The organism is Salinibacterium sp. PAMC 21357, from assembly GCF_000247645.1.
Classification (GTDB): Bacteria; Actinomycetota; Actinomycetes; order Actinomycetales; family Microbacteriaceae; genus Rhodoglobus.
In genome coordinates, this window is sequence record NZ_AHWA01000006.1 from 356,836 (window position 1) to 379,078 (window position 22,243).

General features: G+C 60.6%; 22 protein-coding genes and 1 pseudogene. 10 read left to right on the forward strand and 13 right to left on the reverse strand.

The window, feature by feature from the left end:
* Positions 1–50: 50 nt before the first annotated feature.
* A complete protein-coding gene (locus ON14_RS14285) occupies positions 51–1,613 on the reverse strand; it encodes a succinic semialdehyde dehydrogenase (protein WP_010206147.1) in 1,563 nt (520 codons plus the stop codon).
* A gap of 60 nt (positions 1,614–1,673) precedes the next feature.
* Here ON14_RS14285 and ON14_RS14290 point away from each other — a divergent pair, with 60 nt between their 5' ends.
* Together ON14_RS14290 and ON14_RS14295 are read left to right on the forward strand one after the other, a co-directional pair.
* Positions 1,674–3,071 carry an MFS transporter gene (locus ON14_RS14290; protein ID WP_010206148.1) on the forward strand — a complete coding sequence of 466 codons (1,398 nt, stop codon included), beginning with the start codon at positions 1,674–1,676 and terminating at the stop codon, positions 3,069–3,071.
* Entirely contained in the window at positions 3,068–4,558 is a 1,491-nt protein-coding gene (locus ON14_RS14295; protein ID WP_010206156.1) for a pyridoxal phosphate-dependent decarboxylase family protein, read from the forward strand. The genes ON14_RS14290 and ON14_RS14295 overlap by 4 nt, the downstream gene beginning before the upstream one ends.
* 4 nt (positions 4,559–4,562) lie before the next feature.
* Here ON14_RS14295 and ON14_RS14300 read toward each other — a convergent pair whose 3' ends face one another.
* Both ON14_RS14300 and ON14_RS14305 read right to left on the reverse strand, forming a co-directional pair.
* Complete coding sequence (locus tag ON14_RS14300) at positions 4,563–5,000, reverse strand: GNAT family N-acetyltransferase (protein ID WP_010206158.1); 438 nt, start codon at positions 4,998–5,000, stop codon at positions 4,563–4,565.
* A gap of 35 nt (positions 5,001–5,035) precedes the next feature.
* A complete protein-coding gene (locus ON14_RS14305; RefSeq protein ID WP_010206159.1) occupies positions 5,036–5,950 on the reverse strand; it encodes a LysR family transcriptional regulator in 915 nt (304 codons plus the stop codon).
* Positions 5,951–6,022: 72 nt separating this feature from the next.
* Here ON14_RS14305 and ON14_RS16330 point away from each other — a divergent pair, with 72 nt between their 5' ends.
* Both ON14_RS16330 and ON14_RS14310 read left to right on the forward strand, forming a co-directional pair.
* Positions 6,023–6,145, forward strand: a complete 123-nt coding sequence (locus ON14_RS16330; RefSeq protein ID WP_255559947.1) for a hypothetical protein — start codon at positions 6,023–6,025, stop codon at positions 6,143–6,145.
* Positions 6,146–6,241: 96 nt separating this feature from the next.
* On the forward strand, positions 6,242–6,637 hold the full coding sequence (locus tag ON14_RS14310) for a pyridoxamine 5'-phosphate oxidase family protein (RefSeq protein WP_010206161.1): 396 nt from the start codon (positions 6,242–6,244) through the stop codon (positions 6,635–6,637).
* A gap of 80 nt (positions 6,638–6,717) precedes the next feature.
* Here the strand turns inward: ON14_RS14310 and ON14_RS14315 are convergent, their stop codons facing one another.
* From ON14_RS14315 to ON14_RS14335, 5 genes are read right to left on the reverse strand one after another with little or no spacing between them, the layout of a single operon-like run.
* Entirely contained in the window at positions 6,718–6,939 is a 222-nt protein-coding gene (locus ON14_RS14315) for a helix-turn-helix domain-containing protein (RefSeq protein ID WP_010206162.1), read from the reverse strand.
* Positions 6,939–7,421, reverse strand: a complete 483-nt coding sequence (locus ON14_RS14320; protein WP_010206164.1) for a DUF2975 domain-containing protein — start codon at positions 7,419–7,421, stop codon at positions 6,939–6,941. The genes ON14_RS14315 and ON14_RS14320 overlap by 1 nt, the downstream gene beginning before the upstream one ends.
* 47 nt (positions 7,422–7,468) lie before the next feature.
* Positions 7,469–8,635 (reverse strand): P-loop NTPase, encoded by a 1,167-nt coding sequence (locus tag ON14_RS14325; protein ID WP_010206166.1) that lies wholly within the window; start codon positions 8,633–8,635, stop codon positions 7,469–7,471.
* Positions 8,632–9,159 carry a DUF1003 domain-containing protein gene (locus ON14_RS14330; RefSeq protein ID WP_010206171.1) on the reverse strand — a complete coding sequence of 176 codons (528 nt, stop codon included), beginning with the start codon at positions 9,157–9,159 and terminating at the stop codon, positions 8,632–8,634. Before ON14_RS14330 ends, ON14_RS14325 begins: the two co-directional genes overlap by 4 nt.
* Positions 9,146–10,477: a magnesium transporter MgtE N-terminal domain-containing protein gene (locus ON14_RS14335; RefSeq protein ID WP_026037762.1), complete on the reverse strand. Its 1,332-nt coding sequence runs from the start codon at positions 10,475–10,477 to the stop codon at positions 9,146–9,148. Before ON14_RS14335 ends, ON14_RS14330 begins: the two co-directional genes overlap by 14 nt.
* A gap of 36 nt (positions 10,478–10,513) precedes the next feature.
* On the opposite strand from ON14_RS14335, the gene ON14_RS14340 reads away from it, so the two are divergent.
* Positions 10,514–11,101 carry a general stress protein gene (locus ON14_RS14340; RefSeq protein WP_010206173.1) on the forward strand — a complete coding sequence of 196 codons (588 nt, stop codon included), beginning with the start codon at positions 10,514–10,516 and terminating at the stop codon, positions 11,099–11,101.
* A 10-nt stretch (positions 11,102–11,111) separates the two neighbouring features.
* Here ON14_RS14340 and ON14_RS14345 read toward each other — a convergent pair whose 3' ends face one another.
* Positions 11,112–12,590 carry an aminopeptidase P family protein gene (locus ON14_RS14345; RefSeq protein WP_010206174.1) on the reverse strand — a complete coding sequence of 493 codons (1,479 nt, stop codon included), beginning with the start codon at positions 12,588–12,590 and terminating at the stop codon, positions 11,112–11,114.
* A gap of 34 nt (positions 12,591–12,624) precedes the next feature.
* Positions 12,625–13,638, reverse strand: a complete 1,014-nt coding sequence (locus ON14_RS14350) for an endonuclease/exonuclease/phosphatase family protein (protein WP_010206176.1) — start codon at positions 13,636–13,638, stop codon at positions 12,625–12,627.
* A 33-nt stretch (positions 13,639–13,671) separates the two neighbouring features.
* On the opposite strand from ON14_RS14350, the gene ON14_RS14355 reads away from it, so the two are divergent.
* From ON14_RS14355 to ON14_RS14365, 3 genes are all read left to right on the forward strand, one after another.
* Positions 13,672–14,538, forward strand: a complete 867-nt coding sequence (locus tag ON14_RS14355; protein WP_010206177.1) for a PHP domain-containing protein — start codon at positions 13,672–13,674, stop codon at positions 14,536–14,538.
* A gap of 103 nt (positions 14,539–14,641) precedes the next feature.
* A complete protein-coding gene (locus ON14_RS14360) occupies positions 14,642–15,814 on the forward strand; it encodes a MalY/PatB family protein (RefSeq protein ID WP_010206178.1) in 1,173 nt (390 codons plus the stop codon).
* 111 nt (positions 15,815–15,925) lie between these two features.
* The gene (locus ON14_RS14365; RefSeq protein WP_010206180.1) at positions 15,926–16,879 is read left to right on the forward strand and encodes an L-lactate dehydrogenase; all 954 of its coding nucleotides are present in this window, start codon (positions 15,926–15,928) and stop codon (positions 16,877–16,879) included.
* On the opposite strand, the gene ON14_RS14370 is transcribed toward ON14_RS14365, so the two are convergent.
* Entirely contained in the window at positions 16,868–17,584 is a 717-nt protein-coding gene (locus tag ON14_RS14370) for a hypothetical protein (RefSeq protein WP_039742949.1), read from the reverse strand. The two genes, ON14_RS14365 and ON14_RS14370, sit on opposite strands and share 12 nt — an antisense overlap.
* A gap of 227 nt (positions 17,585–17,811) precedes the next feature.
* On the opposite strand from ON14_RS14370, the pseudogene ON14_RS14375 reads away from it, so the two are divergent.
* Positions 17,812–19,145, forward strand: a pseudogene (locus ON14_RS14375) (MFS transporter).
* A gap of 69 nt (positions 19,146–19,214) precedes the next feature.
* On the opposite strand, the gene ON14_RS14380 reads toward ON14_RS14375, so the two are convergent.
* Positions 19,215–20,732 carry a DEAD/DEAH box helicase gene (locus ON14_RS14380; RefSeq protein WP_010206183.1) on the reverse strand — a complete coding sequence of 506 codons (1,518 nt, stop codon included), beginning with the start codon at positions 20,730–20,732 and terminating at the stop codon, positions 19,215–19,217.
* A gap of 175 nt (positions 20,733–20,907) precedes the next feature.
* Between ON14_RS14380 and ON14_RS14385 the strand changes: the two genes are divergently transcribed.
* Complete coding sequence (locus ON14_RS14385; protein ID WP_010206184.1) at positions 20,908–21,624, forward strand: ferritin-like fold-containing protein; 717 nt, start codon at positions 20,908–20,910, stop codon at positions 21,622–21,624.
* A 53-nt stretch (positions 21,625–21,677) separates the two neighbouring features.
* Here the strand turns inward: ON14_RS14385 and ON14_RS16245 are convergent, their stop codons facing one another.
* Positions 21,678–22,193, reverse strand: a complete 516-nt coding sequence (locus ON14_RS16245) for a DUF3107 domain-containing protein (RefSeq protein ID WP_010206185.1) — start codon at positions 22,191–22,193, stop codon at positions 21,678–21,680.
* Positions 22,194–22,243: the final 50 nt, after the last annotated feature.

Consider the following 22,243-nt stretch of genomic DNA (forward strand, 5'->3'; position numbering starts at 1 on the left):
GCTGACCGCTAGCTCCTAGCAACTCGTGGAGCGTTGTTGGCATTTGTTCTCTAGCGCCGCCGCAACACCTTCAGCACGCTGAGCAGAGTAACCATGAGGCCAGCCATCACTGCGAACTCGGCACCAGTGCGCGGCAACTGCAGAATTCCATTCGACTGCGAGACGGTGCGCGACTGCACGAAACGCAAGATTCCCTCTGGCCCATTGCGGCGGCCGAGGCCCGAATGCTTCATGCCACCCATGGGGGCATCGACGCTGGAGAAGCTGCCACGGTAGCCCTCATTGATGTTGACGCTGCCCGCGTCGAGCCGATCGGCCAAGCGACGAGCGTGAGCGATCGATCCGCCGAAGATGGAGGCATTCAGCCCGAATTCGGTGTCGTTGGCGCGATCAATGGCTTCAGCATCGGTCGCCACTGTCGCAATGGCGACGACAGGGCCGAACGTTTCTTCGGCGTAACACTTCATGGAGTTAGTGACGTTAGTGAGCACAGTCGGCGCGAAGAAGTACGGGCCGAGATCTGGCCGGGCTACTCCGCCAGCGAGCACCGTAGCGCCTTTCTCGACGGCGTCGTCGACATGGGCCTGAACTCTCGCGAGCTGGGCTTCAGACGTCAGCGAGCCGACGTCGCCGGTGTAATCGAGCGCCGCGGTCTGGGTGAGAGCACCGACTCGAGCGGCGAACTCCCGCGTGAACTCTTCAGCGATTGACTCATGAACGTAGATGCGTTCGATAGAGACGCACAACTGGCCCATTGAGGCGAAGCAGGCGTAGACGGCATCCACTGCGGCCTTCGCTGGGTCAGCGTCGCCCAGCACGATGAGAGGGTTCTTGCCACCGAGTTCGAGCGAGGCGCCAATGAGGCGACCGGCGGCCCGTTCACCGACGCTAGTGCCGGTAGGGGTTGAGCCCGTGAAGCAGATGTAATCGCAACTGTCGACGACGGCATTGCCGATAACGCTGCCGGGGCCAGTGACGATGGGCCAGACCTCGGCCGGAACTCCCGCATCGATGTAGGCCTCGCGGGTGGCGAGCATTGCCAACGCCCCTTGATTGTCGATCTTCTGAATCACGGCGCTTCCGGCCGCCAGCGCTGGCACGACATCCATGGTGCCCAAGGCGATCGGGTAGTTCCACGGGGTGACGACGCCAATGAGTTGTTTAGGGCTATAGCTGACGCGAGTGGTCATGAGCAGGGGGATGCCGGCCCGGCGGCGCTTGGTCGCGAGAACCCGTTGCGCCGAAAGAGCGTAGTAGCGAGTGACCGATGCGGCCTGAAAGACTTCTTCGAAGGCTTGCCCGCGGGTTTTGCCCGATTCGGTTTGCAGCAGGTCGAGCAGCTCTTCGCGGCGCTCTAGCAGCAAGTCGTGGGCACGCAGCAGTACGCGGCGGCGATGGGCGAAACCAGCAGCTTTCCACGCGTGCTGGGCACGGCGGGCGGATGCTGCCGCATCCTGAACATCGTCAGCAGAGCTCACGGGCAACTTGTGCAGGGGGAGCCCGGTGAACGGTGCGATCACTGTGGCGGTGTCTGAGGTGCTGTTGCTCAATTGAGCGACGAGGGCATCACGACGGCGGGTTCCGACAAGTGCAGCAATAGTGTGTGGCGACATGCCACAACACTACGACCGGGCACCACAACTTCGGCTGTGCAAAGCGCTAGGCTCACGAAGATGACCACCGCAGCGCCGCGAGCTCTTACCCGAGGCTCCATCGCCACCTATGCCATTGGTTCGCTTGGCACCGGCGGTTTTGGTGCCCTGCCCGGCCTTGTGTTGGTGTACTACCTGACGGATACCCTCGGAATCGCGGCGCTCGCCGCGGGAATTCTGGTGACCGCCGCCAAGGTGTGGGACGTGATCATCGACCCCGTGATCGGTGCCCGCAGCGACCGCAGCTTGGCCCATCGGGGAACGCGACGACCGGCGATGCTCGTCGGTGCAATCCTGCTGCCGATTCTGTTTGTGGTGACATTCGCCGTGCCGGCCGGAATCGGCCCGCTCGCTTCGGGCATCTGGGTGTTCATCGCTTTCGTCGCGACGGCGACGGCGTTCAGCCTGTTCCAAGTGCCGTACATCGCGTTGCCCGCTGAACTCACCAGAAGCTATGACGAACGAACTCGCCTGCTTGCCGTGCGAGTGGTTGTGCTGACGGTCGCGATTTTGCTGTTCGGCGCCGGGGCACCCGAAATTCGTGATGCTTTTGCGGATGAACGGCTCGGGTACCTCGTTATGGCGGTTTCGGCCGCTGTACTCATGGGCGTCTCGCTCGTAATCTCCTCATTCTCGGCACCGACGGGCTCGATCGCAGTGGCCAAGTCAGTCTCGATTGTCGAAACGTATCGGGTGGGCGTAGCCGCGCTCAAACGCAGCCAGCCTTTCCGCGCCTTGCTCGTGACGTTTCTGTTGCAAGGTCTCGCCACAGGCGTCATGCTCGCCGGCGCTCAGTACGTTGCGACCTGGGTGCTCGGCACGGGCGTCGCCATCCTTTTCGTTTCTCTCATCGGGCCGGCGCTACTCTTCGCGCCAGTCTGGGCCGCGATTTCCCGTCGCATTGGCAAAGAGCGCGCTTTCGTGTGGGCCTCTGCTTGCTATGGCATCGGTGCCCTGCTGATCGTGCCGCAATTGTGGGCCCCCGGAGCCTGGATCTACGCTCCCGTGGCGCTCGCCGGAGCAGGGTACGCCGGAATGCAAGCGTTGCCGATGTCGATGCTTCCCGACGTGATCTCTCACGACTCCCGCCGCCACAAGATCGCCTCGGCCGGCACCTTCGGTGGAGTCTGGACCGCGGGCGAAACCACCGGCATGGCACTCGGTGCCACTGTGCTGACGACAGTGCTCGCGGTATCCGGCTATCTCGAATCGGTCGCCAACCAGACAGTGACGCAGCCTGATTCGGCAATCGCCGGAATAATCATCAGCTTCAGCATTGTTCCCGCTGTGATCATCGGCCTCTCGCTGCTGACCTTCAGGCGCTACCCGCTTCGCCGCCATGACATAGACGAAGCTGACAATGACACTCACCAGTCGAACGGCCCAACCACCGTTCAGAATGATCAGGAGACCCGATGAATTTTGACCACGAACCCGCCGACATCCTTGAGCGGCTCCATGGACTGCGCGAAGCGGATGCTCCCACTCACGGCGGGCGTGTGCTGTCGTATGTTTACGACTCCGGGCTAGCCGAACTCGACGAACTCGCCGCGCAAGCCATCCGTGCTGTTCAGCCCGTCAATGGGCTTGACCCGACCACGTTTACGTCGGTCGCCGTCATGGAACGTGAAGTACTGAGTTTCGCCCGTGACCTGCTCGGTGGTGACGAGGATGTCGTCGGTACCGTCACAACGGGTGGCACCGAGAGCTGTCTGCTGGCCGTCAAAACGGCACGCGATGTGTGGCGTGGTGCCGGCGCTTCGGCTCGCGCGGGCACGCCGCGATTGCTGGCGCCCGTGACGGTGCACGCTGCTTTTCAGAAAGCGGCACACTACTTTGGTCTCGAACTGGATCTCGTGCCGGTCGGGCCGGGCGGCGAGGTTGCTGCTAGCGATCTCATTGCGCGCATGGGGGACGATGTTGCTCTCGTGGTGGTGTCGGCTCCGAGCTATGCGCACGCCGCGATGGATCCCGTGGTCGAGGTTGCGGCGGCGGCAGCGGAACGCGGAATCGCGTGTCACGTTGATGCCTGCATCGGTGGCTGGGTTCTTCCTTTCTGGGAAGGCGTCGAGCCCTGGAACTTCACGGTGACGGGGGTAACGAGCATCAGCGCCGACCTGCACAAGTTCGGGTACTCGCCCAAGGGGGCGTCGGTGATTCTGCAGCGCGGTCGGGACCGTCAGCGTGCGCAGTATTTCGCGACGACCCGCTGGCCGGGCTACCCGATCGTGAACCCCACGATCCTTGGTTCGAAGTCGGCCGGGCCTCTGGCTGCCGCCTGGGCGATCATTCAGGCGTTGGGCACGAGTGGGCTTGCCGAGCTCTCCGAGTCGTGTGCGCGGTCCACTCAAGCTCTGCGCGACGTGATTGGCGAGATTGAGGGCCTGCGCGTTGTCGGCAACCCGGTCGGACCGTTGTTGGCCATCGCCTCCGATGAGTCCGTTGCCGCTGATCGCCGCGTCGACCCGCACCACTGGGCCGACCAGACTTGCGAACACGGCTTCTTGCTGCAATTGCAGCCGTCCTTGGTGCAGAGTGATGGAACGATGCTGCCTGCCACTACTCACCTCACCGTGACGCCCGTCACCGCAAACGTGCTCGAAGAGCTGAGCATTGCGCTGAGGGCAGCGGCTGACGAGGTTCGTGGTGTTCCCCCGGTTTCTGCCGAAGCGGTGCTCGCGACGTTGCCTGCTGAGGCGATTGCTGCGCTCGGCAACCCGGATGCTGCCCCTCTCGATTCTGCGACCGCATCGGGCCTACTCGGCGCGCTGGGTATCGGTGCCGGCGATCAGGGGCTACCCGACCGGATGGCGCCGCTATTGGCACTCATCGCTGCGATGCCAGCGCCGCTTACCGAACGCTTACTCATCGAGCTGCTCGCGCGCCTTATCGAGCCGACGGATTAGGACGCTACTGGGCGGTCGCTGGCCGTGTCAGCCAGACGTCGTGGTCGTCGTGGTCATAGGGAGTGAAACCGTGGCGTTGATACAGGCGCAGCGCGGCGCTTCCCTGAAGCACCATCAGGCGAAACGGGCGTCGGTCAGGTCGCGCCAATACTTCGGCGAGCACCCGAGTGCCGATTCCCTGCCCCTGCAGAGCGGCGGGCAGGTAAAAGTGTTCGATCCAGCGGGCATCCGGTTCATGGCGAACGCTGATAGAACCGACGTCCTTGCCGGCCACCTGAATGATCTGGGTGTTTTCGGGGGCGAAAGCGTCGCTCATCCACGTGCGTACTCGAACCGGATCGAAGAGTCCGTGGCGCTCGAGGTCAGCCCGAAGTTCAACCGTGCGCAGGTCTAGCAACCAGTCGAGATCCTGAGCTGTGCTGGCGCGTAACGAATATTCCACTTCGTGATTCTAAGGCGGGCGGATGCGCGGCGGCGCTAGACCGTGTGCTCGCGCTCGAAGCGGGTTGCTTCGTCGACGAGGGCTTTGACGATTGCCCGCACGGATGGCCGTTCGGCTCGGTCGGGTCGCAGCAATGCGGAAATCAATCGCGACGAAGGCACGCCCTTGAGAGGGCGGGTGATGAGACCGTTTTCGCGGTCACGGGTCGTGAAGCGCGGCAGAATCGCGATGCCATGGCCGGCCGCAACGACCGCTTCAACGATGCTGTTGTCTGTGAGGCGTTGGGCGACCTTCGCTGGGGCACCGTTAGCCGCTTCGATCCGTCGCAGGATGCGGTCAAATGGCAGACCGGATGGCACACCAATCCACGTTTCGTCGAGAAGGTCAGCGGGGGTGAGCGCCGACTTTCGGCCGAGCGGATGATCTTCGGGGAGCGCGACATCCAGTGACTCCCGCATGAGGGGAACAACCGCGAGCCCCCGTTCGGTCCAGGCGGGGAGAACGTGAGGGGAGTCTGAGACAACGACGTCGTAGTCTGCGGTGAGGTTGGCGACATCTTCGAGCACAGAGTCTTGGTCATTGCAGCTGAGGGTCAGCCCTGGTTGTCGATTGACGGCGCTGAAGAGCCCGGGCAGCAGCATTTCGCCGCCGGTGGGAAAAATGGTCATCGTAACGTCACCGCGAGGGGATTCGCGAAAGTCATTCCACAGCGCTTCGGCCTTTTCGATTGCGGTAGCCACATCAGCGGCGGTGAGGGCGAGCGCGCGGCCAGCAGACGTCAACACAATGCCCCGGCCAACGCGTTCGGTGAGGGGGATTCCTGCCTCGCGTTCGAGAATTTTGAGCTGCTGAGAGACGGCGGATGGGGTGCGCATCGTTGCCTTGGCTACTGCGGTAATGCTGCCGCGGTCAGAAAGCTCACGAAGCAACTCCAAGCGCCGAATATCCATGTAGTTATCCTACAAGGTTAGATAAGGAAGATCATCTTGTTCTAAATGGTTGAACGCGGCGAGACTATAGACATGAACTTCGAACTGATCATCATTGGGGCCCTGTCCGCAATCGGCATCATCGCCACCGTGCGTGCCGTAGCAACCGACGGATACCGTCGCATCCCCACCCGTCGCTACCACCAGATGCCGTAGCCAACCGCCAGCCGGTTTACGCAACACCACAGCAACTACTGCTGTGGTGTTTTTGCGTTAACGGCTGTCAGTGCGTTCCTGTGAGATGGTGGACGAATGAGCGATCGTCCCTTGTCGTTGAGCGCTGTGAAACGTGTGCAGGAGTCGATGATCGGCTGGCTGACAACTCTCCGCCCCGACGGCTCGCCGCACACCACGCCCGTCTGGTTCGTTTATTACTCTGGTCGCATTTGCGTTGCGAGTGGAGCGCGCAACGCAAAAGTCGGAAATATCAGGCATGATCCGCGGGTCAGTGTGGCTATCGAGGGCACTTCTGATGCGCCCATGGTCGCGCAAGGTACAGCGAATCTTGCAGCAGTGGCCGATGTATCCCTTGATGTCATAGATTCTTTTAGTCGAAAGTACAGCGGATGGGATGTTCGCGATTCATCGATGGATGGCGACCGTGTAGTCATCAGCATCGATATTTCTCGCTGGTTGTTGGCGGGATAACAAAAAGATGCAATAAATCGACGCGTCTTGCTCGCTGGACCAGCTGATGGATGAGGCCCTGCTGGTGGATTCAGCGCGCGCTAAGAATCTAAGTGGCTTTCGTCGTCCCACACGAGGATGTCGCCGGGCTGGCACTCCAGAACCCGGCAAATCGAATCCAGCGTGGAAAACCGCACGGCCCGGGCGCGACCATTCTTGAGTACCGCGACATTGGCGGGAGTAATCCCAATGGCCTCGGCAAATTCACCGACCGACATCCCTCGCTCGACAAGCAAACGGTCGATGAGGATGCGGATGGCCACTAGACAACCTCATCAAGCTCAGTGCGCATGAGCGCTGTTCGTCGCAGAAGTGACTTCAGTACGAGGAGAACGAAGAAGAGCGTGATCCCCACCAACACGCTCGCGATAATCATGATCGCCAACAGTGGCGGCCCTGGAATGAATGCCAGCGTTGCCCCCGTCGTAGTGGTGGCGGTGAGAACGCTGATCGAAAGCACGTTGACCAATCGCTGGGCGGCGGGGTTGAAGATGCGGTCTCGTCGAATGAAGCGGACCAGTACGGCTGTCGAAACGAGAATTACCTCGACGCAAAGGCCGACCGCCAAGGCGATTGTGAGTAGGGGAACTCGAAGACCTCGGAACTCTGGGTACTCCGTTGCCATTGACTCCGAGAATGGAATCAGTGCAGCGCAACTAACAAACACCAGCGCTGCGAGAAGCCCGAGCGCTACCCAAGTTGCTGTTGCTGCGACCAGCGACGGCTGTTGATGGGAAGTTTTCATATATCGATAATCGATGTTTATCTATCGAAAGTCAATATTTTTATCGCTTATCGAGCGCTGAGCCCCAGCTTGCGGCCAGCAACACTGCGCTTGTGCGACCGGAGAGTGGCGGCGAGAGCGTGAATGGCCTGGGCCGCCGGATCCTCGGGAGCCGCAATCACCACGGGAACCCCGAGATCGCCGCCCTCACGCAGGGCGATACTGAGCGGGATCGACGCCAACACCGAGACCGGTTCATCTGGCGTAGAAAGCTTGGCTGCGGCATCCGCCCCACCGCCCGAGCCAAAGATCTCGAGCACGCTGCCATCGGGCTGGGGGAGCCCGGCCATGTTTTCGATGACGCCGATCACGCGCTGACCGGTTTGGCGGGCGACGAGACCGCTGCGTTCCGCAACATCGGCCGCCGCGGACTGCGGGGTTGTGACGACAACGACATCGGAGTGTGGCAGTAACTGACCAAGCGAGATCGCAACATCGCCCGTGCCCGGCGGCAAGTCGAGCAGAAGCACATCAAGATCGCCAAAGAACACATCGGTCAAGAACTGCTGAATGGTGCGGTGCAGCATCGGCCCGCGCCACGACACAGCAGTATTCTCCTCGACAAACATGCCGATCGAAATAACCTTCACGTCATAGGCAATGGGCGGCATGATCATCTCGCCAACCTGAGTAGGTTTCGCCCCCTGCAAGCCAAGCAACCCCGGAATCGAGAAGCCGAACACATCAGCATCAATCACGCCAACCCGCAGACCGCTCTGGGCCAGCGAGACGGCCAAGTTGGCGGTAAGTGTTGATTTGCCGACGCCACCCTTGCCGCTCGTAACCGCGACAATCTGGGTCAACGAATCAGGCCCAAACTGCATCGTCTTGGGTCGCCCCTTGCGCAGTTTGTCGGTGAGAGCATCGCGTTGGGCACGCGACATAATCGCAACGTTTACCGTGACTGCAGTGATTCCGGGCACCCGCTCGGTCGCCTCGCGCACATCACGCTCGATTGAGGTGGCGGCCGGGCATCCGACAATCGTCAAAGTGAGGCCAACGGATGCTGCCCCGGCACCATCGACAACCACCCCAGAGATCATGTCGAGTTCCGTGACCGGGCGACGAATCTCGGGATCGATCACGGTCACCAGCGACGCCAGCACGGCAGCCTCTAGCGGAGTGGGCGCACGCGACTCATCGGCTACCGAAGCCGTCTCGAGCTCATCAGTCATGAAGACGCCGAGGTTTCATCGTCGGCCTCTGGGTCTTTCTCAAGCTCTTCGAGCAAGGCGCGAAGCTCCGCTCGGATGAAATCTTTGCTGGCCAGATCGGTCATCGCCAAGCGCAATGCAACAACTTCGCGAGCAAGGTATTCGGTGTCATTGAGGTTGCGTTCAGCACGCTGACGGTCCTGCTCAATTTGCACGCGGTCGCGGTCATCCTGACGGTTCTGCGCGAGCAGGATCATAGGTGCCGCGTAAGAAGCCTGCAGTGACAAAATCAGGGTGAGCAGCGTGAAGTTAGTAGAGCGCGGGTCAAACTGGGCGTCGAGGGGCGCGCTGGTGTTGTAAATAAGCCACACACCAACGAATGCCGAGAGTCCGACCAAAAACCACGGCGTGCCCATGCCGCGCGCAAAAGCTTCAGAGTAGCGGCCCATGCGGTCGCGACTCTGAAACATGCCAAAACCGCTGCGAAGACCTTTGGGAGTATCAAGACGCAGATCGTTGCGCTGTGATCGCTTAGCTGATGCCACGTGGTGACCTCCCTGCACGAATTTCTTTCTGCTGAACGATGGTTAGTGGTCGAGTCGAAGTGTCGTCAAAACTTGCCGACTCGTCGGTTGTACTTCGCCAATCATCGGGAAGAAGATGATCGAGCACGTCATCAATGGTCACCACCCCGAGCAGTCGGTGATTATCGTCAACTACCGGAACCGAAACGAGGTCGTAGCTGGCGAGGATGCGCGAAACTTCTGCCGCCGTTGTTGACGACCGTACCGGCTCGAGAGACTGGTCGATCAAAGCCCCGAGTCGTTCGTTTGGCGGGTAGCGCAGCATCCGCTGAAAATGCACCATCCCCAGAAGGCGACCGGTCGGTGGCTCATACGGCGGCAGGGTCACGCAAATAGCGGCCCCCAGTGCTGGTGCAAGGTCGTGACGACGGATGAGGGCAAGACCCTCAGCAACCGTTGCGTCAGCAGACACAATGATTGGCTCTGTCGTCATGAGCCCACCGGCAGTGTCGGAGTCATAACTGAGAAGAAAACGAACGTCTTCGGCCTCTTCTGGCTCCATGAGGTCAAGAAGAGTCTCGCCGCGCTCGGCGGTGAGATGGGCGATCAGGTCGGCTGCGTCATCCGGCTGCATCTGATCGAGCACGTCGGCAGCACGATCGTCGTCGAGCTTGTTGAGCAGATCAACCTGCTCTTTTTCGGGCATCTCTTCAAGCACGTCAGCGAGACGATCGTCAGAGAGCTCCTCGGCGACTTCCATCATGCGCTGTTCGGGGAGCTCAAGCATGGCGTTAGCGAGGTCAGCCGGTAGCAGATCAGAGAAGCTGGCAACGAGTTGAGTAGCGGACTGCGCTTCGCCCTTGTGGACGTTGTGCTTGATCTCATCCCACGCCGCGAAATCGGTCGGGCCCTTAGCGAAGAGAGGCGCACCGGCGGCTTTGGGGCGGCGCAAGAAGAGCTGATTTATCTCCCACTCGCCAATGTCGATCTCTTCGATCGCAACATCTTCGATCTGGGCTTCGCCGGAGCCATCACTCATACCAACGCGACGCCCCAGCAGCTCTGCCATGACTCGAATCTCACCACCGCGCTGCTCAAAGCGGCGCAAATTGAGGAGACCCGTGGTGATGATCTGGCCAGAGCCGATGCTCGTGACGCGACCAATGGAAAGAAAAACGTGACGCTTGCCGGGTACTTCAGCAACCATTCCGACAACGCGCGGGCTCGCATCAGCGCGCTCCACGACAAGCACATCGCGAACCTTGCCGACGCGGTCTCCATTGGGATCGAAGACCGAGCAGCCCACCAATCGGGCGACGAATACTCTTGAGTTGCTCACAACTAAAACCATACCCTTGCATGGGACAATGAACTGATGAGCAACTTCACTGGATTCTCCCGCCGTGCACGTCAACAATCGAGCGTGCCGCGCGGAGACGTGCTCGGCAGCTACGACAGCTATACCGACGCGCAGTCCGTAATTAACCAGCTCGCTAAAGCCGAATTCGATATTAAGAACATCGCCATAGTCGGCCGCGATCTCACGACAGTCGAAGTCGTTACGGCCCGACTGAGTTACGGCCGTGCTGCACTGGGGGGAGCAATCACCGGTGCCTGGCTCGGGTTGTTCTTCGGCCTCATCACCACGATCCTCGCGCCCGTCACGCCGCAACAGGTGGGAATCTTCTTTGCCGCTGTGCTGACCGGTGCAGGCATCGGAATGATCTTCGGCGTCGTCAACTACTCCATGATGCGCAAACGTCGTGACTATGCTGCGACGTCACAGCTCATAGCCGACCGCTACGAGATCATCATCTCGCCCGAACGCACCGCCAAAGCGCACAGCATCCTGGGAACAGCCGCTGCCGGGATGCGCGGGGTTCACGATGCGCCGCCAGTGCCCAGCGCGCCCGACGCATCGGACGCGCTTGGCAGCAAAGACTCTGACGACGCGGCGAAATAGCCCGTAATAGCTACGAGCGTGCGATCCACGCCTCGACAGCATCCGCCGTTCGGGGAATGTTCACCGACAGATTTTCGGCACCATCGTCAGTGACAAGGATGTCGTCTTCGATACGCACGCCGATACCGCGGTACTCCTCGGGAACGGTGATGTCGTCCGGCTGAAAGTACAGGCCGGGCTCAATTGTGAAGACCATGCCGGGCTCAAGCACGCCGTCAAGGTACATGTCGCGCCGAGCTGCCGCACAGTCGTGCACGTCAATGCCGAGGTGATGGCTGGTGCCGTGAACCATGTAGCGGCGGTGGTACTGGTTGTCCGGAAGTAGTGACTCTTCGGCGGAAACTGGCAGCACGCCCCACTCCGCCGTCTTCTCAGCGATCACGCGCATCGCTTCAGCGTGAACATCGCGGAACTTGATTCCGGGGCGCACAATCGCAAAAGCAGCATCCGCCGCTTCGAGCACCGCGTCATACACCCGACGCTGAATCTCAGTGAAGGTGCCGCTAATGGGCAATGTGCGCGTGATATCAGCGGTGTAATAGCTATCGAGCTCAATGCCCGCATCAATCAGGATGAGGTCGCCCGGGTTCACGGGGCCATCATTGCGGGTCCAGTGCAACACACACGCGTGAGGGCCAGAGGCGGCAATCGTGTCGTACCCGACAGTGTTGCCCTCGGCGCGAGCGCGACGGTTGAAGGTTCCCTCGACAAGGCGCTCGCCGCGGGCGTGCTCCACAATATTGGGAAGATCAGCAATGACATCGTTGAAGCCCAACTGAGTGGCATCAACGGCTGAACGCATCTCGGAAACCTCGAACGCATCCTTCACGAGACGCAACTCGCTGAGGTCGCGGCTGAGGTCTTTGTCGCCATCGTTCTCCAGGGACTCAGAATCGGCGGACAACAGGCGGCGACCATCAACCTGATCAGTGACATCGCGGTCACCATCACGAACGATAAACGTGTTGCCATCAACCAAGTCGAGAACCGCCTCGAAGTCGACGAGCGGGCGAGTCTCGAGTCCGAGATCGGTAGCCACATTGCTCAGTGAGGGGCGCGGACCTGTCCAGAATTCTCCGGCATCCGGGTTCGCATAAAACTCGCTCGTGTCCCGGCCAGCCGCAGGGCGGAAATAGAGGGTTGCCGTGTGGCCAGAAGCCGACGGCTCCATCACGAGCACACTGCCGGCAACAGCATCCGAACCCCACCCCGTGAGGTGAGCGAAGGTGGAGTGCGCGCGGAACGGGTAGTCGGTGTCGTTGGAACGCACCTTGGCGGCACCAGCGGGAACAATCAATCGCTTGCCGGTATGCAGCTGCGAGAGTCGTGCACGGCGGTCAGCAGCAAACGCTGCCTGATCACGCGGTACAACGTCGACGTCAACCCGCTCAGCCCATCCGGATGAGATGTAATCGGAGAAACCCGAAGACTGGGGAGTTGTTGAGCGATTTGTGGTCGCCCGGGGCGCGGGGGTAGCTGAATCTGCCATACCTCTAGTGTCGCCCCTAGAGGGGCAAAAGGCACTATTGGTTAGGTGAGAGAGTGGCCAGAATGGGGCGGTGGTCGCTGCCATTTCCATCGTGCGATTCGATAACTCGCATGCCAGTGACGGTCCAGTCGTTCGATGCCATCACATGGTCAATGGGGGCGCTCAACAGTGCCGGCAATTGTGTTGGCCAGGTTCCGAGAGCCGCATTGTCGGTCACGGAGGCGGCATCGAAGCAGCTGCCGAGAGCGAAATCGACGCCGTCGGTGAGCGAGGCGTAATGATCGAGAGTCGAGTTGAAGTCACCAGCCAAGATGACATTGCTCGCCCGACATTGTTCGGCAAGCCAATCGAGGTCACTGCGCCAGTTGGCCATCTCACCCTGAATCGGTGCGACAGCGTGCACGGCAACGAACGTGGGGCCGTCGCCATCCTGCGGCACCGCGATCAAGCTCGGCAGAGTCGACGTGGTACGGGTCGACTCATCAACATCGTATTCACCCAGATCGACGCTAATCAGAATGGTGGTTGAGCGGGACTTCGACACCTGGTCATAGGCGAGCGTGTGCACCCACATAGGGCGACCGCTCGCCGCCATCAAGGTGGCGACCTCAATGCCCATCTCGCGGGTGGTCTCGGGAAGAGTCACAACATCCGCATCATTGACGAGTGCCAAATCGGCAATGGTCGGAGCTCCTGGCGCATCGCCAAGAGTGTTCCAGGAGAGCACTGTGATGTCGCCCTCAGCTTTGGTTTCGAAACCGGGGCTACCGAAACCACGCGTGGCCAAAACTGCAAGAGTGAGCGCGCAAAAGACAAGAGCAATAACGGCAAGGGATGCTGTGAAACGGTGCAAGCGCGCCGACAGCAACGAAATCAAGGTCAGGCCAAGCACCGCCACAAAGGCCACAGCAGCCGCAAGGCCGCGCAACGACACAATCTGAGCGATTCCGGCCGTTTGCTCAAGAGAAAACAACTGTGGCCAAGCCGCGACGATAAGGACGGCGGCGATAGCGACAATAAAGATCGCTGCAAGGATGCGTTGGAACATAGCGCCCTGAGCCTAGAGCAATAGGCTTGCAGAATGCGCAACACACCGATCGACCTGCACACTCACAGTGCGGTGTCCGATGGCACCGAAACTCCCACCCTGCTGATTCGGTCTGCCAAACGAGCGGGGCTCGGCACTGTCGCGCTCACCGACCATGACTCAACCGCTGGGTGGCAAGAGGCGATCTCAGCGGCCAAAGTTTCTGGAATCAATGTGATTCCCGGCATGGAACTCAGCACAAACTATGGCCCAGCGAGCGTGCATGTGTTGGCCTACCTGTTTGATCCCCTGAACCGCACGATCGTCAGCGAGACTGCACGCATTCGGGATGGCCGACTGCGACGTGCCGAACGAATCGTCGAGAAGATTTCGCAAGATTATGACCTGACTTGGGATGACGTGCTCGCGGAATCCTCTGACGGTACGACCCTTGGTCGCCCGCACATCGCTGATGCACTCGTGCGCAAAGGTCACGTTGCCAACCGCAGCGCAGCGTTTGAGAGCATCCTGCACTGGCAGGGCGGCTATTACGAGAAATATTACGCCCCGAGCCCGCTCGAGGGAGTGAAGATGATCGTTGCCGCCGGGGGAGTGCCCGTGCTCGCGCATCCGGCCGCCCACGGAAAATACCGCCAACTCACCGGATCAGTGATCAAGTCACTCGCCGATGAAGGACTATTCGGGCTCGAAGTAAACCACCGCGACAACTCACCTGAGGGCCGCGAATTTTTGCTCGAACTCTGCGCCAAGTACGGCCTAGAAGCCACCGGCGCGAGCGATTATCACGGGATGGGCAAACCCAACCGCTTAGCCGAGAACACCACCGAGCCAGAAGTGCTCGAGAAGATCATTGCGCGAGCGACCGGTTCGAAACCATTCATCGTTGATGCCCCGCTGTAACGCCAAACCACACACCACAACCGCATAGCCGCATAACCGCACAGCCGACCGCGGCACCGAGAGATGCCAACGCCGCCAGTCACCCCATCGAGTAGGAGCCAGCATGACCACCAATGCCGAACAATGGGATGCCATCACCCCCGAACTTTTGCGCAGTCGCGGAAGTAATAAGTGGACCGCCCCTGAAGGTGACCTGCTGTGTGCCGGCGTTGCCGAAATGGACTTTGGTACCGCGCCCGCGGTGCTCGAAGAGTGGGCGTCGATCGCTCAACGACTCGAATTCGGGTACCCCGCTGAATCAGTCGCGCGGGAGATGAGCGCTGCGACGGCGAAATGGCACAACGAGCAGTACGGCTGGGCCGTTGACGCTGCAGATATTTTCCCGCTTGCAGACGTGCTCAAAGGGCTCGAGTTGGCGATCGTCGAATTCAGCAAACCTGGCGCAGCCGTCATCGTTCCCACTCCCGCTTACATGCCGTTCCTGATGTTGCCTAAGGCGTTTGGTCGCGACGTCATCGAGTCGCCCATGCTGCGCGGTGACGACGGCAGCTTCTCGCTCGACCTCGACGACATTGCTCGGCACTTCGCTGCGGGTGCCAACGTCTTTGTTCTCGCCAATCCCGGCAACCCCACCGGCAAGGTCTTCACGCGCGATGAGCTGTCGGCGCTCGCCGATGTTGCTGACGCTCATGGCGCCCGCATATTCAGCGATGAAATTCACGCCCCCCTCACACTTTTCGGAACCAAGCACGTGCCGTTGGCGAGTGTGTCGGATGCCGGAGCACGCGTCGCGGTCACCGCAACGAGTCCTTCGAAGGCGTTCAATCTGCCCGGGCTCAAGTGCGCTCAGATAATCCTCAGTAACGACGCCGACCGCACACTGTGGGAGACGATCGGCTGGATGGCGTCTCACGGTGCCAGCACCCCCGGAATGCGTCTCAACACCGCTGCCTACCTCGGTGGCGAGCCGTGGTTGGGCGAAGTGCGGGAGTACATCGAAGGCAACATCGAGTATGCGCGGGCGGCGCTCGCCGAACTGTTGCCAGAGGCACGCATGGCGCCGATGCAGGGAACCTACCTTGCGTGGGTTGACTTGCGCGCGTACTCGGATGAGCCAGAGCTCGCTGAGATGTTGGCGGAGAAGGCGGGCATCCGGGTCAATGGCGGTGTCGGTTATGGCGCTGTCGGTGCGGGCCACATCCGCATGAACCTGGCGACTTCGCGCCCCATTCTCAAGCGGATCATTGCGCAGCTCGCCTCCGCAATGACGACATAATTAGTACGGGTCAGCCGGTGTCGTTGAGCCAGGCGCTGAGTCCTCGGCACTGTTCGGGCGAGTCGGCCTTGGCGCACGCTCTGGGAACAGCGGACGTGGGACACTAATCGCATGAGCGTTGTCGAGAACTCAAAGCTGACCATTGTTGGAGCGGGCAGCGTAGGGGCCAGCGCCGCCTATGCCGCCCTGATCCGAGGGTCGGCTCGCCAGATTGCGCTCTACGACATCGCGACCAAGAAAGTGGATGCCGAAGTACTCGACCTCGCCCACGGCACCCAGTTCACGGGGTCGAGTCAGATTATGGGCGGAAGCGACATCTCCGTCGTGAAGGGCTCGCACGTTGTGGTGATCACGGCTGGCGCGAAGCAGAACCCTGGCCAGTCCCGCATCGAACTTGCTGATGTCAACGCCCGCATGATCCGTTCGATGATGCCGCAGCTCATGGAGGTCGCCCCCAACGCGATCTTTGTCATCGTGACGAATCCCTGCGACGTTCTCACGGTGCTCGCGCACGAGGAGTCGGGGCTTCCGCCCGAGCGTATTTTTGCGTCCGGCACCGTGCTCGACACCTCGCGACTGCGGTGGAAGCTTGCCGAGCGAGCCGGAGTATCGCCATCCAGTGTTCATGCGTCGATCATTGGCGAACACGGTGACTCAGAGTTTCCGCTGTGGTCACGCGCCACAATCGGTGGCGTTCCGATTCTGGAATGGCAACGCGACGGCCACCCCCGCATGACGGAAACCGAGCTCGACGACATCGCCGACGGCGTCCGAAACGCCGCCTATAAGGTCATCGAGGGCAAAGGCGCGACGAACTATGCGATCGGGTTGTCAACGGCCCACATCGTGGAAGCGATCCTCGGCGACAAGCACTCTGTCATGCCCGTTGCTCCCGTGCTCACTGACTTCCAAGGGCTCAGTGGCGTCGCACTTTCCGTGCCCTGCATCGTGAGTGCTTCGGGCGCAACCCCCATAAAGGAAACAACTTTTAGCGAAAAAGAGCTACGCCTGCTCACAGAATCTGCCGCAACGCTCCGCAGCGTAGCTGACTCGCTACGACCTTAAGCGGTCGTGGGTAACGAGATGGCCCCGAGCGGCTCGTGACGTGACGTGCTGAGTCTCTTCGACGCTGGCATCGACGATCGCCCGGCAATCCTCGATCGCTTCACGGAGCAGCGCTTCTAGTCGCTGGTTTGCTCCGGGGGTGCAGGCTTGGGCGATTCCCAGCACCGCGGTGCAGATGATGGATTCCGTTATTCGCTTGACGGCACGAGGGCGAGGCTCATTGTGATGCTCAGCGCTGAAATCTCGTGCCCACTGTTCGGCTGCTGGGGCTTGAGCCAGCGCTGACGCTACCGCGTCGGCCACAGTGGTGTCGGCACAAGGGTCGAGGGTGGCGAGTTGCGACTGTGTCGCGATGATGCCCACTGCAAGTGCCCGCTGACGGCCCTCGCTGACGATCGGCAGCGCCGCGGCAGCTGCGCGCAGTGCGATGCGGAGGTCCACGCGCTGATCGTCGCTGGTCATTCCGATCACGGCTGGGATGAGCTCTGCCAGCTGCGACCGGTCATCGTCTGAGGTGCAGTCATTGACGAGGCGCGCTAAGAGGGCGAGCGACGGATGGGTGCACGACGGATGATCGCTCCACTTTTCTCCGGCAAGGTACGACGCGAACTCCATAAAGCATCCGCCTTTTCGCGGGGTTCGGTGGCGCCCCGTGGAGAGAACAGGCATGAAGTCTGGGGGAAAGTCCTTCCGTTGCGCTGGCATTGATCTCCTCCTTGGCTACCGTGCGCTGAGGAACATTTTTTCTATTGTGCGCCTGTTTAGCCGATAAAACCAGTGCCTTCTCCATCAATAACTGGCCCCGATCGCCGCCGTCGATCGTTACATTTTCCTGAGTCACAACACGGCGCACTGTGTAAAATCAGCAAATGGTTGAGTCCAACGAAACCTCATCCGACACGACCCCCACACAAGGACCGTTGCCCGGTGGGATGACGACATTCCTGCAGATTCTCGTCAACACTGCAGTAGCAAATATCACGACAAGTTACTTGTGGTTCGCTCTGACATTCTGGGTGTATCTCGAGACGAGATCGGTGCTCGCGACCGGCATTATCGGCGGCGCCTACATGTTGTTGGTCGCAGCGTTCTCGATGGTCTTCGGAACCATCGTTGATCGACACCGTAAACACGTCGTCATGCTCTTTGCCGGCTTGGTCACCCTCGTGGCGTTCGGCATCGCCGGCACTATTTACGCGCTGTTCCCGGAGTCCATATTGCTCGACCTCGGTGGACCAATGTATTGGATCTTTGCCGGCATCATCCTCTTCGGTGCCGTCATCGAAAACATGCGCAACATTGCGCTCTCGACAACCGTGACTTTGCTGGTGCCCCAAGAGCGCCACGCCAACGCCAATGGCCTGGTCGGCACGGTTCAGGGGCTCTCATTTTTGGTAACGAGCGTCTTCAGCGGACTCTCGATTGGCCTGCTCGGGATGGGCTGGACTCTCGTTATTGCGATTGTGCTGTCTGCCGCCGCACTCATCCATCTCACGGTCTTGCGCATTCCGGAACAGAAACCGGAACCCGAAGAGGGCGGGCGCTCACCGCTCGTCGACCTGCGGGGGAGTATCACCGCAGTCCGTGCCGCTACCGGACTCTTTGCGCTATCATCTTCTCGACATTCAACAACCTCATCGGCGGTGTGTACATCGCACTAATGGACCCCTATGGGCTTGAGCTGTTTCCTGTAGAAGTCTGGGGAATCGTGCTCGGCGTATCGTCGAGCGGCTTCATCATTGGGGGACTACTGGTCGCCAAATTCGGGCTCGGCCGCAACCCCATCCGAACCATGCTGTTTCTGGTCGGACTAATGGGAGTTCTCGGAGCCATGTTCACGATCCGGGACTGGTGGTGGCTGTATGCCGGCGGAATCCTGCTCTACATGACCCTCGTGCCAGCGGTAGAAGCGGCGGAGCAAACCGTCATCCAGAAGATCGTGCCGTACCGCACGCAAGGCCGAGTGTTCGGATTCGCGCAAGCCTTCGAAGCGGCGGCGGCCCCGATCACGGCATTCGCTATTGCCCCCATTGCCCAATTTCTCATCATCCCCTACATGGACTCTCAGAACGGGCAGGATGCGTTTCGCTGGCTGCTCGGCGACGGTGCGGCACGCGGCATCGCGCTCGTCTTTCTCATCGCGGGATTGCTCATGGTCGTCGTGGCTATCGTGGCGTTCTCGACAAAGTCGTATCGGTTCCTCTCACAGCAATACGCCGGAACCACGGCGTCTGTTCCCGCGGCTGAGCCTGCGGAAAACAGCTGAGCGTTCGCACCAACGAAGAAAGCCCCGCACAAAGCGGGGCTTTCTTATGAAACTTTCAGATCGGGCGAACTAGACGCTCGGGGGTGCAGTTGGCGCACCGTCTCCGCCACGACGACGACGAGTGCGCTTGCGACGTGCCGGTGCGCCACCATCGTGGGTTCCGCCGCCCTCGGGGCGAACCTTGTCGTCAGACGAGCGTGCGCTGGCAACCGACCCACCGTCACCCTGCGAACCTGATTCGGATCCGGCGGAGCGTGTGCGATTGCGCGGAGGACGCGAAGATCCATCGCCGGAGCGCTGGGAGTCGCGGCCACGGCCGCCGCCCTGTGAGCTCGAACCGGAGCCTGAACGACCGGCTGAACCCGACCCGCTCGAGGCAGCCGTGCGAACGACAGGAGCGTGTGAACCAGGCAGACGACCCTTGGTTCCCTCCGGAATGTCGAGATCGGAGAAGAGGTGCGGGCTCGACGAGTACGTCTCGGTCGGCTCGGGGATGCCCATTTCGAGCGCCTTGTTGATGTGCGTCCACTTGAGCATGTCTGCCCAGTCCACGAACGTGACAGCAACACCGGTCTTGCCAGCGCGACCGGTTCGGCCTGCGCGGTGCAGGTAGGTGTCGTGGTCGTCGGGGATGGTGTGGTTGATCACGTGCGTAACGTCGTTGACGTCGATGCCTCGTGCCGCAACATCCGTCGCGATAAGAATGTCTTTCTTGCCCGCCTTGAACGCGGCCATGGCACGCTCACGCTGCTCTTGGTTGAGGTCACCGTGCACTGCGGCAGCGTTGAAGCCGCGGTCGTTCAACTCTTCAACAAGCTTGGCAGCAGCACGCTTGGTGCGCGTGAAGACAACAGTCTTGCCGCGACCCTCAGCCTGCAGGATGCGTGCGATGACCTCGTCTTTGTCGAGGTTGTGCGCGCGGTAAACGACGTGCTTGATGTTCTTCTGCGTCAGGCCCTCGTCGGGGTCGGTCGCGCGGATGTGGATGGGCTTGTTCATGAAGCGACGAGCGAGAGCCACAATCGGGCCGGGCATCGTTGCCGAGAACAGCATCGTGTGGCGAGTAGGAGGCGTCTGCGCGAACAGCTTCTCGATGTCGGAGAGGAAGCCGAGGTCGAGCATCTTGTCAGCCTCATCCAGAACCATCACCTTGATGTCCTTGAGCGAGAGCATGCGCTGGCTGGCCAAGTCGAGCAAGCGACCGGGCGTACCGACGATGACTTGAGCGCCAGCCTTAATCTGTTCGACCTGACCTTCGTACGCCTTGCCGCCGTAAATGGCGGCAACCTTGGTCGAGCGATTGGATGCCGCGAGCACGAGGTCTTCGGCGACCTGAACGCAGAGTTCGCGAGTAGGCACCACGATGAGGGCCTTCACGCCGGGCTCAGGATCGGTGCCCAGTGACTGCAGCACGGGAAGCCCGAAGCCGAGAGTCTTACCGGTACCGGTTTTAGCCTGACCGATGATGTCCTGGCCTGCGAGGCCCATAGGAATGGTTTGAGTTTGAATCGGGAACGGTTCGATGATGCCCTTGGTAGCAAGTGCATCGACCATGTCCTGATCGATATTGAGTTCTGAAAAAGTCACGTATGAAGCCCGTCTAGGTGCGAAGCGCCCTTTTTGACCTGGGGCGCGGGACCCCCTCCAGATTCGGGGGGATGCCCGAAGTTTAGCGGGTTGTGCTGGGGTGAGGCCGTGAATTGAGGCGGCGAGGCGAGTTGTAGAGAGCGCGAACTGCACAAACACGCCCTAAGCTGGCTCCGTGGTTAAGTGGTTTTCGCGCAAGCCAGGTCGCATCGAATTGCCTCGCCTTCGGTCACGATCTGACGCTTTGGCGACGGAGAAAGTAGCACTCGCCGAGTTCGCGCCCGACATTCTCGACTTTTTGGGCCGCGCCGCTTACGTGCAGCTCATGATCTTTGAGAACCTCTCGCGCGTTATTACCAACGCCCCAACCACGGCTGCCAAGACCGCAATCGGTCAAGCAGCCGAGTTGTCTCTGGGCAAGCATCGCGCTCTCGTCGCAGAGATTACGAAAGCTGGCGGCTCGCCGGCCGAAATAATGGACCCGTTTACTGAAGCCTTTGACGAATTTGAACGTATTGCTCGTGGCTCTGACTGGTACGAAGCGCTGATTACGGCCTACCTCAGCGCCGGATTCTTTGACGACTTCTACGCAAGACTCGCTAAAGGGCTCCCCGACGAATCTCATGCTCGCTTAGCCACGATCCTCTCCGGAGAATCCGGCGAGAAAGTGCTTGGCGAATTTCTCCAAGAGGCGATTGACGCCAACCCGCGACTCGATTCGCGACTTGCTATGTGGGGTCGTCGTCTGATGGGCGACATGATGCTCGTGGCGCGCTCGGCACTCGTCTTCCCCGATCACACCCGCTCAACAGAGGCACAGGTTGAGCCGGTATTCACCGAGCTAATCGCTGCCCACACGCGTCGCATGGACGCGCTCGGGCTCACCGCCTAATTAGCGGGCCAGAACCCCGCACTAAAAACGGGCGAGTCCACCAGTGAACGAATTTAGCTGCGGGCGAGCTCAACGAATGCACGGGCATCCGCAGCTTCACGGTGACGCGGCAGCAGTAGCGCTGTAGCGAGAGCGGCGCCGCCACCAGCAACAAGACTGGCAACCCAGATCCAGGTGCCATCGAAAGTGAGGCCGGCCCAGAGCAGAGCGACCCACACTGTTGCCGTTACCGCAGCACCGACAGCAGGCAAAAGTGCGCTGCCGTACATGCCGCGTGATGGCAACATGTAGCGCAAGATTGCGGCGATCGAAGCGGCGATGACCGTGACGAAAAGCAGTTCCACGTTAGGCCACGAATCCGACGCGGCGAGACTCTTCTTCACCGAGTCGACATAGGCGACAGCCGCGATCGGAACGATGTAAAGCTTGCCCTTGGCGTCGCGCAGGGTCACAAATTTGGCATCCGAGTTCAATGCTTCGGCGATGATCGATTCGACCTCGCTCGACGACTGTGCCGACTCGAAGTTGATTTCACGGGGGCTGTTGTTGATACCGATGCTTATGTCCACACGCCAAGATTACGACACAACCAGCAGCGGTGAATGTCCGTTCTCTGTCA